This window comes from Acinetobacter bereziniae (genome assembly GCF_016576965.1).
Classification (GTDB): Bacteria; Pseudomonadota; Gammaproteobacteria; order Pseudomonadales; family Moraxellaceae; genus Acinetobacter; species Acinetobacter bereziniae.
Genome location: NZ_CP066119.1, coordinates 3,528,354 through 3,544,464 on the forward strand (window position 1 = coordinate 3,528,354; position 16,111 = coordinate 3,544,464).

Annotated in this window: 12 protein-coding genes; 8 read left to right on the forward strand and 4 right to left on the reverse strand. The window is 39.9% G+C overall.

What is annotated here, in order from left to right; translation table 11 throughout:
- The first annotated feature begins 117 nt into the window (after nucleotides 1–117).
- Nucleotides 118–1,215 (forward strand): helix-turn-helix domain-containing protein, encoded by a 1,098-nt coding sequence (locus I9192_RS16520; RefSeq protein WP_004829600.1) that lies wholly within the window; start codon nucleotides 118–120, stop codon nucleotides 1,213–1,215.
- A gap of 16 nt (nucleotides 1,216–1,231) precedes the next feature.
- Here I9192_RS16520 and pdxR read toward each other — a convergent pair whose 3' ends face one another.
- On the reverse strand, nucleotides 1,232–2,710 hold the full coding sequence (gene pdxR / locus I9192_RS16525) for a MocR-like pyridoxine biosynthesis transcription factor PdxR (RefSeq protein ID WP_200150432.1): 1,479 nt from the start codon (nucleotides 2,708–2,710) through the stop codon (nucleotides 1,232–1,234).
- Between the two features lie 162 nt (nucleotides 2,711–2,872).
- On the opposite strand from pdxR, the gene I9192_RS16530 reads away from it, so the two are divergent.
- Nucleotides 2,873–4,063, forward strand: a complete 1,191-nt coding sequence (locus tag I9192_RS16530) for a benzoate/H(+) symporter BenE family transporter (protein WP_151960502.1) — start codon at nucleotides 2,873–2,875, stop codon at nucleotides 4,061–4,063.
- 234 nt (nucleotides 4,064–4,297) lie between these two features.
- Complete coding sequence (locus I9192_RS16535; protein ID WP_042066058.1) at nucleotides 4,298–4,753, forward strand: GNAT family N-acetyltransferase; 456 nt, start codon at nucleotides 4,298–4,300, stop codon at nucleotides 4,751–4,753.
- A gap of 563 nt (nucleotides 4,754–5,316) precedes the next feature.
- Here I9192_RS16535 and adeS read toward each other — a convergent pair.
- Nucleotides 5,317–6,387 carry a two-component sensor histidine kinase AdeS gene (gene adeS / locus I9192_RS16540; RefSeq protein WP_026040291.1) on the reverse strand — a complete coding sequence of 357 codons (1,071 nt, stop codon included), beginning with the start codon at nucleotides 6,385–6,387 and terminating at the stop codon, nucleotides 5,317–5,319.
- 146 nt (nucleotides 6,388–6,533) lie between these two features.
- On the opposite strand from adeS, the gene I9192_RS16545 reads away from it, so the two are divergent.
- Nucleotides 6,534–6,797: a transporter suffix domain-containing protein gene (locus I9192_RS16545; protein WP_010590925.1), complete on the forward strand. Its 264-nt coding sequence runs from the start codon at nucleotides 6,534–6,536 to the stop codon at nucleotides 6,795–6,797.
- A 15-nt stretch (nucleotides 6,798–6,812) separates the two neighbouring features.
- Here I9192_RS16545 and adeR read toward each other — a convergent pair whose 3' ends face one another.
- Entirely contained in the window at nucleotides 6,813–7,559 is a 747-nt protein-coding gene (adeR, locus tag I9192_RS16550; protein WP_200149941.1) for an efflux system response regulator transcription factor AdeR, read from the reverse strand.
- Between the two features lie 146 nt (nucleotides 7,560–7,705).
- Between adeR and I9192_RS16555 the strand changes: the two genes are divergently transcribed.
- The 4 genes from I9192_RS16555 (at nucleotide 7,706) to I9192_RS16570 (ending at nucleotide 14,975) form a co-directional block, all read left to right on the forward strand.
- Complete coding sequence (locus tag I9192_RS16555) at nucleotides 7,706–8,893, forward strand: efflux RND transporter periplasmic adaptor subunit (protein WP_009586780.1); 1,188 nt, start codon at nucleotides 7,706–7,708, stop codon at nucleotides 8,891–8,893.
- Complete coding sequence (locus I9192_RS16560; RefSeq protein WP_005033224.1) at nucleotides 8,893–12,015, forward strand: efflux RND transporter permease subunit; 3,123 nt, start codon at nucleotides 8,893–8,895, stop codon at nucleotides 12,013–12,015. Before I9192_RS16555 ends, I9192_RS16560 begins: the two co-directional genes overlap by 1 nt.
- An 82-nt stretch (nucleotides 12,016–12,097) precedes the next feature.
- Entirely contained in the window at nucleotides 12,098–13,507 is a 1,410-nt protein-coding gene (adeC, locus tag I9192_RS16565; RefSeq protein WP_026040293.1) for an AdeC/AdeK/OprM family multidrug efflux complex outer membrane factor, read from the forward strand.
- 316 nt (nucleotides 13,508–13,823) lie between these two features.
- Entirely contained in the window at nucleotides 13,824–14,975 is a 1,152-nt protein-coding gene (locus I9192_RS16570) for a DUF1624 domain-containing protein (RefSeq protein WP_005033226.1), read from the forward strand.
- 109 nt (nucleotides 14,976–15,084) lie between these two features.
- Here the strand turns inward: I9192_RS16570 and I9192_RS16575 are convergent, their stop codons facing one another.
- Nucleotides 15,085–16,029 (reverse strand): LysR family transcriptional regulator, encoded by a 945-nt coding sequence (locus I9192_RS16575; RefSeq protein WP_004829611.1) that lies wholly within the window; start codon nucleotides 16,027–16,029, stop codon nucleotides 15,085–15,087.
- Nucleotides 16,030–16,111: the final 82 nt, after the last annotated feature.

Here is a 16,111-nt window from a genome sequence, read left to right on the forward strand (position 1 = left end):
ATGCCATCATTTTGCTGGATTTAATGCGTCTTGAATGTGATGTCAAAACCGAACTATACAATGACAATGAATACAACATATTAATGGCGATAACCGCGCATCATAAAGGAATATGATATGAAGCTATTGAATCAATCGCGTAATCAAACATCAACATTACAAACCACACATTTATTCAATATCGCGCCAATGAATGCTGCGCCACTTTTAAGCCTGCCCATGGAGCAGGAACAATCATTATTTCGCCGTTCAATCCAACATAACTATGCAGATTTATTGAAAATTGCAGATGACTCAGAAATGGCGATTGGGATCACTGACCACCATGGAACATTATTATGGACATGGAGTAGCCGTTCTATGCTTTCGTCCGCAGAACAAGTCCATTTTGTTGAAGGGGGTCATTGGTCAACTCAAGCTGTTGGTACCAATGCAATCGGTCTAGCGCTGAATAATCATATTTCCAGCTGTGTGTATTCTCATGAAAATCAAATGAATAGCGTACAAGATTGGGTTTGTTATGCAGCGCCAATCGTTGACCCTGTTTCTGGTCAATTTCACGGCATTATTAATTTATCCACCAAATATAAAAAACATACCTCGCTTGGTGTATTGGCTGTCGAGCGATGTGCCGAATTGGTTCAACGCGCAATCCAGTTTGAACAAAAAAATATGCTGTATCTGAAAGTTTTTGGTACACCTAAAGTACAGTTCAATCAACAACTTCTAACACTAACTCACAGACAAATTGAAATTTTGTGCATTCTCATTTTGCATCCGGATGGAATAAATTTAGATGAATTGCATTATGCACTGTATGGCGATCGTGACATCAGCGAAAAAACCTTAAAGGCAGAAATGTCACAACTCAGAACCTTGCTTCCGAATTGTATTTTATCGCGTCCCTACAAACTGATTTGTGAAATTCAAACTGACTTTATCCGAGCAGAACAATCACTCAATGCTGGTTTTCTAGCCAGCACATTTTCATTGTACAAAGGTAGTTTCCTCGCAAAATCAGAAAGTCCATTATTGACCACATGGCGAGACTGTTTCGATGCTCGTTTAAGTCATTTGATCTATCAAATGCAAGATATTGATCCATTACTCAAAATTATTCGCCATATGCCAGAACGAATTGACGCCATACAACGAGTACTGGAATTATTGCCACAGGAAAGCCAACACCGTGATCGTTTTTTAAAACTGCTTTGACCTGAACTGTATAACATCAATATGATTCAATATGCTGTGCTAAGCGTTGAATATTAAAGCGGATTTCCTCAGGGCTGTGCGCGGCATAGCCAAATAAAACTGCTGCTTTTTGAGGAGGACTTTGGCAGTAACGAGATAAAGGCTGTACAGCTAAATCAAGTTCTGCGCATATTTTTAGGAAATCTTGTTCTGTCCATCCTTGATTGAGCCAACACACCAAATGAATCCCGGAATCTGTCGGCTGTACAGTCAAGACATTCGCAAGTCGTTGTTGGATTTCTGCAATAAGCACCTGCTGTCGTTCATAACAAGCTTTGCGTACTTTTCGTACATGCCTCGCATAATGCCCCTCTTGAATAAACAATGCCAAAGCAACTTGTTCCAGATAAGCGCTTCGTGTATCGGTGTAGTATTTGGCGAGACTAAATGTCTCAATCAATGCTTCTGGAACGACCATGAATCCTAAACGGAACTCTGGAAACATCATTTTTGAAAATGTTCCAGAATAAATCACTCGTTGATGTTGATCTAAACCTTGTAAAGCCTGAATAGGATGCGTACCATATCTGAACTCACTGTTATAATCATCCTCAAAAATCCATTTTTGCTGACTCACTGCCCATTCCAGCAATGTCAATCGGCGACTCAAACCTAAAGTTCCCCCAAGTGGAAACTGATGCGATGGTGCCGTATAAATGAGCTGACTTTCTGGATAATGTTGAATGATTTCATTGATCTTCATTCCATCATCGTCACTCGCTATGGGATTCACAGTCATGCCAAAGCTGCGGAAAATATTCAATGCTGCATCATAACCAGGCTCATCCAAACAGACTTGGTCTTGCGCTTGCAATAAAGCATATGCAGCCAAATGAATCGCCTGCTGTGTGCCATTGACCACAATAATCTGCTGTTCATGGCAGTTCAGTCCTCGAGTCGAACGGACATAGTCACAAATGGCTTGGCGTAAAGGTAAATAGCCTCGACAATCATGAAACTGCCCCAACTGTCGATAAGACTGACGCCATGCTTTTCCCAGCAACTTTCCCCAAAGTCGGTGTGGAAATAAATCAGTACAGCCCACACCGACATGAAAGATTTTCTCTCCCTGTCCAGAAACATTTTGTTTTTGCCATGCGGGCAACAAATTTGCGATGTGCGGATTAACCTTTAATTGCTGAGGAGGCTGGACTGAAGTCGAATTTGTATCAAAGGGTAAATTGATCAAATGATCAGGGATAATTTCAACAACATAGGTTCCAGAACTCGGTTTGGTCTGCAAATAACCTTCATCCAGTAAACGTTCTATCGCAGCCAGAACTGAGTTTCTAGAAATAGACATCATCTCTGCCAAAGCACGGCTTGAAGGCAGTTTGCTTCCTGCTCGCAAACGCCCATCCAAGATAGCATCACGCAAAACACGATATAAGCCATCTTTGATCTGTCCTTCTGGCAAAATCAAATGTGGAAAAACAGCTGAAGATGGTGAACGCATAAGAAAACTGGTACTGTCAAAAATATCAAAAGTGTACCTTATAAAAATACCACAATCAAAACTACACTCAATCGGACCATCCCAAATCATTGAGAAAAAAGACATCTTTTACTCAAGTGATTGGGCTCTAAACACATGATTAAAAATCTTTGGGGTTGACTCATGCACGCTCAACAGCGCCCATTTCAAGTATTTTCTTCTGATCTGATCCATCCTGTTGTCGCAGGATTGATTTCGGTGATTGTCAACTATGGCGGTACTTTTATTCTAATCTTTCAAGCTGCTCAAGCAGCAGGATTAAGTGCTGAACTGACTGCTTCATGGGTTTGGTCTATTTCCATTGGTGTTGGGATTTCAGGCATTCTACTAAGTTGGATCAGTCGAGAACCAATTATTACGGCATGGTCAACACCAGCAGCCGCCTTTTTGATTACAGCATTGCTCACCATTCCTTATGCGGAAGCCATCGGAGCTTATTTGATTTCTGCACTGGCTTTTGTGATTTTAGGCATGACGGGATATTTTGAAAAACTGATTGCTTATATCCCTCCAAGCATTTGTTCAGGTCTGCTCGCTGGAATCTTATTACAATTCGGCATTTCTGCATTTTCCAATATCAGTATTGATCCCGTCTTAGCGATCAGTATGCTATTTGTTTACATGCTGACTAAACGAATTTCTGCTCGCTATGCTGTTGTCAGTGTACTTGGGCTAGGTTTGATATTTTTAATTTTACAATCCCGTATTGACTTCTCAGCATTTGAACTGCAATTGGCTGCGCCTGTCTTTACCGTACCTGCATTTTCAGTCAATGCACTTTTGAGTGTGGCACTGCCTTTATTTTTAATCACACTCACAGGTCAATATATGCCGGGCATCTTGGTACTTAGAAATGATGGTTATCAAACCAGTTTAAAACCGATATTTACGATCACTGGTTTGGGCTCTTTTTTAATGGCTCCTTTTGGTTCTCATGCATTTAATCTTGCCGCAATCACTGCAGCGATTTGTACAGGGAAAGCATCTCATACTGATCCGTCTAAACGCTGGATTGCAGGTATTGCTGCAGGTATATTTTATATTTTGGTTGGAATATTTGGGCTAACGCTTGCAAGCCTCTTTAGTGCTTTCCCGAGTGTTTTTATTGCAACGTTGGCTGGACTTGCTTTACTGGGAACGATTGCAGGAAGTTTGGCAAATGCAATGCATGATCAGGACACACGGGAGTCTGCACTGATCACCTTTTTAGCCACTGCTGCAAATATTCATCTGTTGGGCATTGGAGGGGCTTTTTGGGGACTAGTCATTGGATTAATGTCCTATGTGATCTTAAATGGAAAATTTAAAAGATAAACCATTGTTTTACCATTACACTTTTATCGTGCCCACTATTTGCCATAGTTGTGATTTAGACATTATGGAATTCTATGACATACCTGACTAAAACAAGGGAGACTAAGACTCCCTTTTTTAGGTCTCAAAGCAACTGGTACTCTCAAAAAGATCAAAACTGTATCTTATGAAGATACCACAATAAAATTACACTACTTTCTCTGCTTTCAAACTTATACCGACTGGAGAATACCTGTGGAAAATTTATCAATTCAAATTGTACCTGTCACCCAAGTGGACTACACACAGTGGTTAGGGTATTGGTTAGCCTATCAAGAATTTTATCAAGTCAGTTTATCAAGTGCAGTCACTCAAACCACATGGCAACGTTTTTTTTCTGATGCCGAACCTGTTTATTGTGCTGTAGCAAAACATGGAGACACTGTATTTGGCTTCGTTCACTATGTCATTCACCGCTCGACATGGGCTGAGCAGGATTATTGTTATCTTGAAGATCTCTATGTTTCACCAAAATCCAGAGGTCAACAGATCGGTAAACATTTGATTGAATATGTTAAACAACAAGCTCAAAAATCCCGATGCGCACGCCTGTATTGGCACACTCAACAAAGTAATCATACAGCACAAAAACTGTATGACTGGGTGGCAGAGAAACCTGGGGTGATTGAGTACCGTATGCCTTTAAATTAATTTAACGTGAATTCGATGCAATTAAATCTTCAACTCATTGAAAGATAATAAATCTATGTGGATTCTTGCTGGATTTTCATCCGATTTTAGGATGAGGAGCGGAGCTCCGCAAGGGCTCGCCATACTTGTTTTGGCATGAGGAGCGAAGCTCCGTAAGCGCAACCATCAATATAGCTTCATTTCTCTTGATCAGTAAAATGAAGGCGATCAATAGATTGTTTGATGATCTAAAGCTTGCACTGCCACGCTTTAGTGCTAAAGTTTAAATTCTTTTGCCTAGGCGATGGCTCACTTTTCAGAGATGAAAAGTGACAAAAATCTTTCGTTGAGCGAGGGGTACATCCTTTACCCCCGCTCAACATGGCGACATCCATGTCGCCTGAAGATAGCAAGACCATCAATAATTCAAAAAGTACAAAATAAATGAATCATCCAAATCACTTGTATGAATAATCAGGCGGTTTGACGGTATCATCTTTCATCAAGGATTTTTATCGAACTCAGGTTAATTCCTCCTTGCCAGAAATCAGTCAATTTCTGGCAACACTTTTGCTCAGCGTCGCTTATTCATTGCGCTCAATTTGGATGGTAAAAACACTATTCGAATCTTTATTTTGATATCTAATCGTGCCCTGATGAGCAATCACAATCGCGTGTACCACAGCCAGCCCTAAACCAGTTCCACCAAACTCTTTATTTCTCGACTGTTCTAATCTAAAAAATGGATCGAACAAATGGTCTTGATACTCTTGTGCAATGCCTGGTCCTTGGTCACCAATCTGTAAAATCCAGTTATGATCAATCACTTTTGAAGAAATAGTCAATTGACCTGCATGTGCATATCGTACTGCATTATCAATCAATGCCATTAAAACTTGCTCAATACGACGTCGATCGCAATATACAGGTGTTGTGGTCAAATCCAGCTGAGGAATAAGTTGGGCTTGAGCCAAACGATCATCAAACAGTTTAATTACACGTTCAATACTTTCCTGTGTATTGACCCATTGATAATTTAATCTTAACTGCTGATTTTCGACCAAACTCAATGTGCGTAAGTCTTCAACTAAATGAGATAAACCTTCAACTTGATTTAACAGGCTTTTAAATAAGACCACATTGGGTTCAAAAACACCATCGATAATGCCTTGTAAGCGACCTTGTAAAATCGTCATTGGCGTTCTAAGTTCATGCGCAATTGCAGCATTCCAAACCTGAGCATTTTTAACTGAAAGCTCAAGTTTTTGTGCCATATGATTAAAGTTATGCATCAATTCAGAAATTTCAGCAGAATGTATCTGGCGGTCATCTGCTCGTGCTGAAAGGTCACCTTGGCTTATTTTCTCAGCGGCTTCTGCTAAAAAATTAATCGGCTTAATAAATCTTTGCGCAAGATGCATCCCGATAATCAATGAAATCACTGACCCGCAAAAAACAACCGTAGACAACCAGATCCAATCGACAAAATGAAAGTCGGTCCATTCCCCTTGCAATGAACTTAAAGTAATCCAACCGACATCAATGGCATAGTTATAAATAATATAACCCAGCAAAACCGAGAATAATGTTACGCTCAAATTCACAATACTGAGTGCAATGAACAGCTGCTTACTGATTCCTGACTTATTCTTCATAAGCTTTCCAGCTTTATTCACCACGTGTTGATCCATATCATAGGTTCATTTTTTCTGATCTTACACACTTTTTCCAGACTTTAAAGATCATTTCTCCGCAAACCTTGCAAACAATAACAGGACCAAATGTTATAGAGTTAAGTGAGATGATTAAACAAAAGCTAAATCTACGCAAGAAAATCGGTTTTATACTTTTAGCGATTGCCGTGGCGTATTGGATTGCCTTTCCTATCATTCCGTTCTTGGAGATTCCTCATAAAGCTTGGGTGATGACAGTCATGGCAATTGGTGGTGAAATTTTATTATTGATCGTCATTGCCTTATTCGGAAAAGGATATTGGCACAGCATGAAACACAAATTTAAACGTGTATATTCAACATTTAAACATCGACACAAGAAAATCAAATGACCTGAATTAAACCGATCAAGATTCAAAGTAGGATGATGCTGAGGGCTGATCTAGTCGGTAACCGACTCCACGAACATTGATCAACATCTGTTGCAACCCAAGTTCTTCGAGTTTTTTCCTTAACTTGCTGACATGGCTATCTACCGTTCGTTCCAATGCATCACTGTCAGGCAAACAATGACTCATCAATTCACTGCGAGTAAAGACTTTATGCGGATGGTGAATCATCAAACTGAGAATCTTATATTCAGTTAAGGTCAGATTGAGTAAAACGCGTTGATCTTGTTGATAGACATAGGCGCTATGAATCTCAGCATTGATCTCTATATTTTTATAAACGAGGTGGCTATTTTGAACCGAAATATTCTGTTGTGTCCGTCTCAACACTGCTTGCACCCGAGCAACCACTTCATTGGGATTGAATGGTTTGACCACAAAATCATCAGCGCCAATCCGTAGTGCCATCACCTTATCAATATCTTGATCTAATGCTGTCAGCATAATGACAGGGGTTTGCGCCTTTTGACGAATTTTACTCAGTACTTCCCAACCATTCATTTCCGGCAATTTAATATCTAAAAGAATTAAATCAATCGGTTGAGCTGAATGGATTTCAATTGCATGCCGCCCATTCATCGCTCGAATTACCCGCATTCCTTCACGTTTTAAATAACGCTCAATAATATCGCCAATATCATATTTATCCTCAACAACAAGGATCTGTTTATCGCGGCAATCAAAAGAAAATGAGGCTTCAAACATGAATGAATCATCAGATAATTTCTGTCAATCTGCATGATACGCTGATTTATCTGTTTTTCTCCACACTTTTTCCACACTTTGCTGATCAAGGTTACACAAACATCAAAAATAATGTGAACATCAAAAACTCCCAAGGCTTGGACAGAATGCAAAAGCATCTATTACTTCCATTATTTTTATCCATCGGGCTACTGATGCAAGGCTGTGGCTCCAAGGAGGCAGCTCAACCAGAAACACCACCTGCAAAAGTCAGTGTACTCAACATTCAACCTCAATCAGTCAATTTCAGTGAGAATCTCCCAGCACGTGTACAAGCATTCCGTACGGCTGAAATTCGCCCCCAAGTCGGTGGTATTATTGAAAAAGTGTTATTCACTCAAGGCAGTGAAGTAAAGGCAGGACAAGCACTCTATAAAATTAATTCGGAAACATTCCAAGCGGATGTAAACAGCAATCGTGCATCGCTCAATAAAGCAGAAGCGGAAGTGGCACGTTTAAAAGTCCAGTTAGAACGCTATCAACAATTGCTACCGAGCAATGCCATCAGTAAGCAAGAAGTCAGTAATGCTCAAGCAGAATATCGACAGGCACTTGCAGATGTAGCACAAATGAAAGCCTTACTCACACGTCAAAATCTCAATTTACAATATGCCACTGTTCGCGCACCGATTTCAGGTCGAATCGGACAATCCTTTGTCACTGAAGGAGCCTTGGTTGGTCAAGGTGATAGCAATAAAATGGCTACAGTACAGCAGATTGATAAAGTCTATGTCGATATTAAACAGTCGATCAGTGAATATGAACGCTTACAAACTGCATTGCAAAATGGTGAACTGTCTGCAAATGATCAAAAGACTTTCCGAATTTCCAACAGTCATGGTCAACCCTATAACGTTACAGCAAGAATGTTGTTTGAAGACATCAATGTAGATCCTGAAACAGGTGATGTCACTATTCGTATCGAGGTCAATAATCCTGAAAGAAAATTACTCCCTGGCATGTATGTTCGTGTAGACATTAACCGCGCTTCTGTTCCACAAGCTTTACTGATTCCTGCTCAAGCCATTCAACGTAATATCAACGGCGAACCGCAAGTCTATGTGATAAACGCCAAAGGTACAGCTGATATTCGCCCAATCGAGCTGGGACAACAATATGAGCAATATTACATTGCCAATAAAGGTTTAAAAGCCGGAGATAAAGTGGTGGTTGAGGGTATTGAGCGTATCCAACCTAACCAAAAACTTGAGCTAAGCGTATGGAAAGTTCCTGTCAATACAACAGCGAATACCTCTGTACATGCCGAATCAGCTGCAACACAAGGAGCTCAATGATGATGTCACAATTTTTCATACGCCGCCCTGTGTTTGCATGGGTGATAGCGATTTTCATTATTCTATTTGGGGTACTGAGTATTCCTAAATTGCCGATTGCACGCTTTCCAAGTGTTGCTCCGCCGCAAGTCAATATCAGTGCGACCTACCCAGGGGCTACTGCCCAAACCATCAATGATAGTGTCGTCACTTTGATTGAGCGAGAATTATCGGGGGTCAAGAACCTGCTTTACTATAGTTCAACAACCGATACTTCGGGTACAGCTGAAATTTCTGCAACGTTCAAACCGGGTACTGACGTTGAAATGGCTCAAGTGGATGTACAGAACAAAATCAAGGCGGTGGAAGCGCGGTTACCACAAGTTGTTCGTCAACAAGGTTTACAAGTAGAAGCTTCTTCATCAGGCTTTTTAATGCTGGTCGGTATCAACTCACCCAATGGACAATACTCAGAAGTTGATTTGAGTGATTATCTGGTACGTAATGTGGTTGAAGAACTCAAGCGTGTTGAAGGTGTTGGTAAAGTTCAATCTTTTGGTGCTGAAAAAGCCATGCGAATCTGGGTTGATCCAAATAAATTAATTTCTTATGGTTTATCGATCAGCGATGTAAATACGGCAATTCGTGAAAACAATATTGAAATTGCACCGGGACGCCTTGGAGATCTTCCAGCGACAAAAGGACAATTGATTACCGTTCCTTTGTCAGCTCAAGGTCAATTGGGCAATGTAGAGCAATTTAAAAATATCAGTTTAAAAAGTAAAACCAGTGGTAGCGTGATTAAGCTTTCAGATGTTGCAGAGGTTGAAATGGGTTCACAAGCCTACAACTTTGCCATTTTAGAAGATGGTCAACCTGCTACAGCAGCTGCAATTCAGCTCAGCCCAGGGGCGAATGCAGTCAAAACTGCTGAAGGTGTAAGAGCCAAAATTGAAGAATTAAAATTGAATTTACCTGAAGGTATGCAGTATAGCATCCCGTATGACACTGCACCTTTTGTTAAAATTTCGATTGAAAAAGTGATTCATACATTACTTGAAGCCATGGTTTTGGTGTTTATTGTGATGTATTTATTCTTACACAATGTCCGTTATACCTTGATTCCAGCCATCGTTGCACCTATTGCCCTACTCGGGACTTTCGCAGTGATGCTCCTTTTGGGCTTTTCCATCAACGTTTTGACCATGTTCGGGATGGTGCTTGCTATCGGGATTATTGTCGATGATGCAATTGTGGTGGTTGAAAATGTCGAACGGATTATGGCGACAGAAGGCTTGCCACCCAAAGAAGCTACCTCTAAAGCAATGAAAGAAATCACCAGCCCAATCATTGGGATAACACTGGTGCTAGCTGCGGTATTTTTACCAATGGCCTTTGCCAGTGGCTCTGTCGGTATTATCTATCAGCAATTTACACTGACCATGTCTGTGTCGATTTTATTCTCTGCACTCTTGGCATTGATCTTAACACCTGCCCTATGTGCCACGATTCTAAAACCAATTGATGGTCACCATCAAAAGAAAGGCTTTTTTGCATGGTTTGATCGGAGTTTTGATAAAGTCACCAAAAAATATGAATTACTGTTACTCAAAGTCATTAAACATACCATTCCAATGATGGTGATCTTTGTGGTGATCACAGCAATCACCTTTGCAGGCATGAAATATTGGCCTACCGCATTTATGCCAGAAGAAGATCAAGGCTGGTTTCTGACCTCCTTCCAACTTCCTTCAGATGCAACAGCAGAACGTACTCGCAACGTTGTCAATGAATTTGAACAGCATCTAAAAGACAATCCCAATGTAAAAAGCAATACAGCAATCTTAGGTTGGGGCTTTAGTGGTGCTGGTCAAAACGTTGCGATGGCATTTACTACGCTTACTGATTTCAAAGACCGTACTTCTACGGCAACAGAGATGACCAATTCAGTCAATGCTTTCATGGCGAATAGCAAAGAAGGCGCAACCATGGCGGTGCTACCTCCTGCCATTGATGAATTAGGTACGTTTTCAGGTTTTAGTTTACGTTTACAAGACCGTGGAAATTTAGGTATGCCTGCATTACTGGCAGCTCAAGATGAGCTGATGGCAATGGCAGCCAAAAATAAAAAGTTCTATATGGTCTGGAACGAAGGTTTACCGCAAGGGGACAATATTTCTTTAAAAATTGATCGTGAGAAACTCAATGCTTTGGGCGTGAAGTTTTCTGATGTCTCTGACATTATTTCAACCTCAATGGGTTCAATGTATATCAATGACTTTCCTAATCAAGGACGGATGCAACAAGTCATTGTTCAAGTGGATGCTAAATCACGGATGCAATTAAAAGATATTTTAAGTCTCAAGGTAGCAGGCTCAAGCGGACAATTGGTTTCTCTGTCTGAAGTGGTCACACCTCAATGGAGTAAAGCACCGCAACAATATAATCGCTATAACGGACGACCATCTTTAAGTATTGCAGGTATTCCAAACTTCGACACTTCCTCAGGTGATGCAATGCGAGAAATGGAACAATTGATTGCTAAATTGCCCAAAGGTATAGGCTATGAATGGACGGGTATTTCTTTACAGGAAAAACAAACCGAGTCTCAAATGGCATTTTTACTGGTACTTTCAATGTTGGTCGTGTTCCTTGTATTGGCTGCACTTTATGAAAGTTGGACGATCCCGCTTTCTGTCATGTTGGTGGTTCCTTTGGGCATTTTTGGAGCAATTGTTGCGATCATGTCGAGAGGTATGATGAATGATGTGTTCTTTAAAATTGGCTTAATCACCATTATCGGTTTGTCGGCAAAGAATGCCATTTTGATTGTTGAATTTGCCAAGATGCTCAAAGAAGAAGGCATGAGTTTAATTGAAGCCACAGTTGCAGCAGCTAAACTCCGTTTACGCCCTATTCTGATGACTTCACTGGCGTTTACCTGTGGTGTGATTCCTTTGGTGATTGCATCAGGTGCAAGTTCTGAAACTCAACATGCATTAGGAACAGGTGTATTTGGAGGCATGATTTCTGCGACGATTTTAGCGATTTTCTTTGTCCCGGTATTTTTTATTTTTGTCTTAGGCGCAGTAGAAAAAATATTCTCTGCAAAATCACCATCAAAACAAGACCCGCAACTTTAATACAGCACAATAGATCAGAAGAAAACTGATGTTTTCCTCTGATCTTGCTGATGTTTTCACCTTTTATAAATGGGTAAAAATCATGCCTAAATCAACACTCCTATTGCGTGGATTGATTGCCTCCACACTATCCATTGCTTTGACCGCTTGTATGAATTTACAAGCACCAAAGCCTGTCATTCAATCTAATATTCCTGAAAATTTTACTCAAAATTCTGCTCTAAATCGCTCAGAAATCTCAATTGCCCATCAAGGCTATTCAGATTTCTTTTCGGATACCCGTTTATTGCAAGTCATTGAAATGAGCTTAGCGCATAACCGTGATTTGCATACAGCAACGCTCAATATTCAACGAGCGCAGCAACAATATCAAATCACTAAAAATGATCAACTTCCGACAATCGGTGCCAATGGCAGTGCGCTTAGACAAGTCAACCCAACGGTTAATCCCAATAATCCTTATTCATCATTCCAAGTCGGACTGGGCATCACAGCCTATGAAGTTGATTTTTGGGGACGTGTAAAAAGCTTAAAAGATGTGGCTTTAAATCAGTATCTTGCCACTCAAAGTGCGCAACAATCCACCCAAATTAGCTTAGTCAGTCAAGTGACTCAAGCTTGGTTAGATTATGCTTTTGCACAATCTAATTTGAGCTTAGCCAAGCAAACACTAATCGCCCAACAGGATTCTTACCATCTGAATAAAAAGCGATTTGATGTAGGGATTGAGAGTGAAGTTCCTTTACGTCAAGCCCAGATTTCTGTGGAAACAGCTCGAAATGATGTTGCCACCTATAAAACGCAAGTCGCACAAGCCCAAAATCTGCTGAACTTATTGGCAGGACAAAGCGTTCCTCAAAGCCTACTCCCCAATCAAGCAGTTGAACGTATCAGTACACAAGCTACTTTTGCTACGGGTTTGAGCAGTGATTTACTCAATAATCGACCTGATATCAAAGCTGCCGAATACCAACTTCTTGCCGCAGGTGCCAATGTGGGGGTGGCAAAAGCAAGACTGTTCCCCACGATTAGCTTAACGGGTTCTACTGGCTATGCTTCAACAGATCTTCAAAATTTATTTAAATCAGGTGGCTTTGTTTGGTCAATTGGACCTAGTCTGGATCTACCCATTTTTGATTGGGGGACTCGAAAAGCCAATATAAAAATTTCTGAAACAGATCAAATGATTGCACTTGCAGATTATGAAAAAGCCATTCAATCAGCATTTCGTGAAGTTAACGATGCTTTAGCAGCACATGCTCATCTAGACGAACGTTTAGATGCGCAACGTCGACTTGTCTCGGCAACGCAAACCACTTATCGACTTTCTTCGGCTCGCTTTAAAGCAGGAATCGACAATTATCTTTCAGTTTTGGATGCTCAACGTTCTGCTTATACTGCTCAACAAGGTCTACTCACATTAGAGCAAAGCAAATTGAACAATCAAATTGAATTATATAAAGCTTTGGGTGGAGGATTAGATCAAAAATAAAAAATGTTGGCTCAAGTAAAGTACGAAAATTAAGTACTAGAACGATACTTTCGCCATAAAAAATTCGGTATGGCTCAAGCCTTATTTTATTAATAAGGCTTGAGAAAATCAAAAGCTTGGTGAATAGATTAAATACATCTCTATGAATATCCATAAAAGCTAATAGTATTGATCATTTAAATAAAAAATTTATTTCGCTTAGAACCAGCAATATTTTGAATTTTAAAAACATCAACTTTACTGATCATTTTTTAATTTTAAAAGCAGAAAAATTAATGTTACAGTATATCATAACACTATACCTTATCTTTTCTTTATGTCTACGTCCCCTTCCCAGCGCTTACAAGCCATTGATGCATTAAGAGGTTTAGTTATCTTAATCATGATGGTTGATCATGTCAGAGAAACCTTTTATCTGCATCATCAAGTTCCAGATCCGATGATTATTTCAGCAACAGAAGAACCCTTATTCTTCAGCAGAATTTTGGCTCATTTATGTGCGCCTGTCTTTGTCATTTTGACGGGTTTATCGGCATATCTTTATCAAGCAAAAAATAATAGCCTTCAGATGACCCGTGAATTTTTAATCAAACGTGGGCTTTTTTTAGTTTTTCTGGAACTGCTAATAATCAACTTTGCATGGACTGGGAAATTTCCACCCGATGTCATTTATCTACAGGTGATTTGGGCAATTGGCATAAGTATGCTTGCTTTGGCAGCACTGATTGGATTACCGCAAAAACTGCTGTGGTGTATCAGCTTGATGATTATTTTTGGTCATAACCTACTTGATCAAATCTCTTTTGAAAATATCCCAGTTTTACACCAACTTTGGCTCATCTTACATGACCGTGGATGGATCGAAATTGGAGACATCGTTCGTTTAAGAACCTCTTATCCTGTTTTGCCTTGGATTGGTGTGATTACACTGGGATATTGTATTGGTCATCAGGTTTTTGCCCCATCCAATGATACGGCAAAAAGAAATCAGATCTTGCTCCGCTTTGGTTTATCCAGCATTGCACTATTTTTCATACTGAGAATCATCAATCTCTATGGTGATCAAGCATGGCAAGTTATGCCAGCATTCTCAGAAACATGGATGAGCTTTATGAACCTCACCAAGTACCCACCGTCGTTACTGTTTATTCTTTGGAATGCAGGTATGGGGCTTATTCTTTTGGTACTTTTACAAAAAGTTGAAACACAAAAATGGGTTAAACCGTTAATTATTTTTGGTTCAGTTCCAATGTTTTTCTACATCGTTCATTTATATCTTTTAAAAGTGTTGTATCTGGTTGCAGTGCAAATTTTCGGTACGACACAAGGTCAATACTATGGTGTAGATCAGGTCTCTACCTTATGGTTGATCTCCATACTATTGAGTATTTTGCTCTATCCATTGATGCTCAAATTTTCCAAGTTTAAACATCAAAACAAACACATCCCCATTTTAAAATATTTATAAAATGCGTTTGGGTTAAATCAGCACATATACATTCAACACACTGATGCTAAATGATTTTAGCATCAGTTTTTCTTAAAATACCACCAACGCATTAGAATCATAGCATCCCTTAAATATGGGACTCATCATGTTTCAGTGTTGGTTCGGATTTTAATTTCTGGGCGAGAAATTGAATAAATACTTCTATTTTTGGCGCTAAATAGCGTGTCGGTGGATAGAGTAACCACGCAGCACCACTGTAATAGGTTTTAAAATACCATTCTGGCAGAACTTGCAGCAAAGTATGGTTTGCCAAAGCCTGACGGGCAACAAAGTAAGGTAAACTTGCAATCCCCATATGATTTAATGCTGCATCTAAGCGTATACCAGTATGATTTGCAGAATATCTTCCTTTAACAACAACACTGGTGGTTTTATTGCCTTTTTGAAACTTCCACTTTGAGTCGCTGGCTTGCTCACCCAAATAGATACATTGATGATCCACTAAGTCCTGAGGCTTTCGTGGAATGCCATAACGTTTGAGATACTCTGGAGTTGCGACCAGTACATGATCAATCTGAATTAATTTTCTTCCCTTTAATCCCAATGCTGGCTCATTGGTAATCCGTATCGCCAAATCAATCTCATCATCAATAAAATCAACAATGCGATCTTCCAATAACAGTTGAATATCGACTTTGGGGTATCGCTCTAAAAATTCAGCAAGATGTGGATGAATCATATAGTGTCCCACTGCTTTGGGTACGCTGATTCTTACTGTACCACTGGGTTCACTGTTTAATTTTCCTGTGTTATCGATTACAGCCTGAGCAGCATTGAGCATTTCGAGACAATGTCCATAAATTTGCTGACCACTTTCGCTCAAACGTAATTTTCGTGTAGTTCTTTGCAACAGTCTGGTTTCTAGTGCCTGTTCAAGTCGAGTAATGGCCTTACTGATCGCAGAAGGTGTATTGCCCAGTTGTCGTGCTGTTTCTGAAAAACTTCCTGTCTCCACAACCTTGACGAAAATAGCCATTTCCTGAAGTAATGCAATGCTTTGATTTGTGCCCATGAGGAAAAAGTAAATTCATTTTTTACTAGATTATCATCAATAGGATTGCTTCATATAATTCTTTCTTAGAAATTTGCGTAGA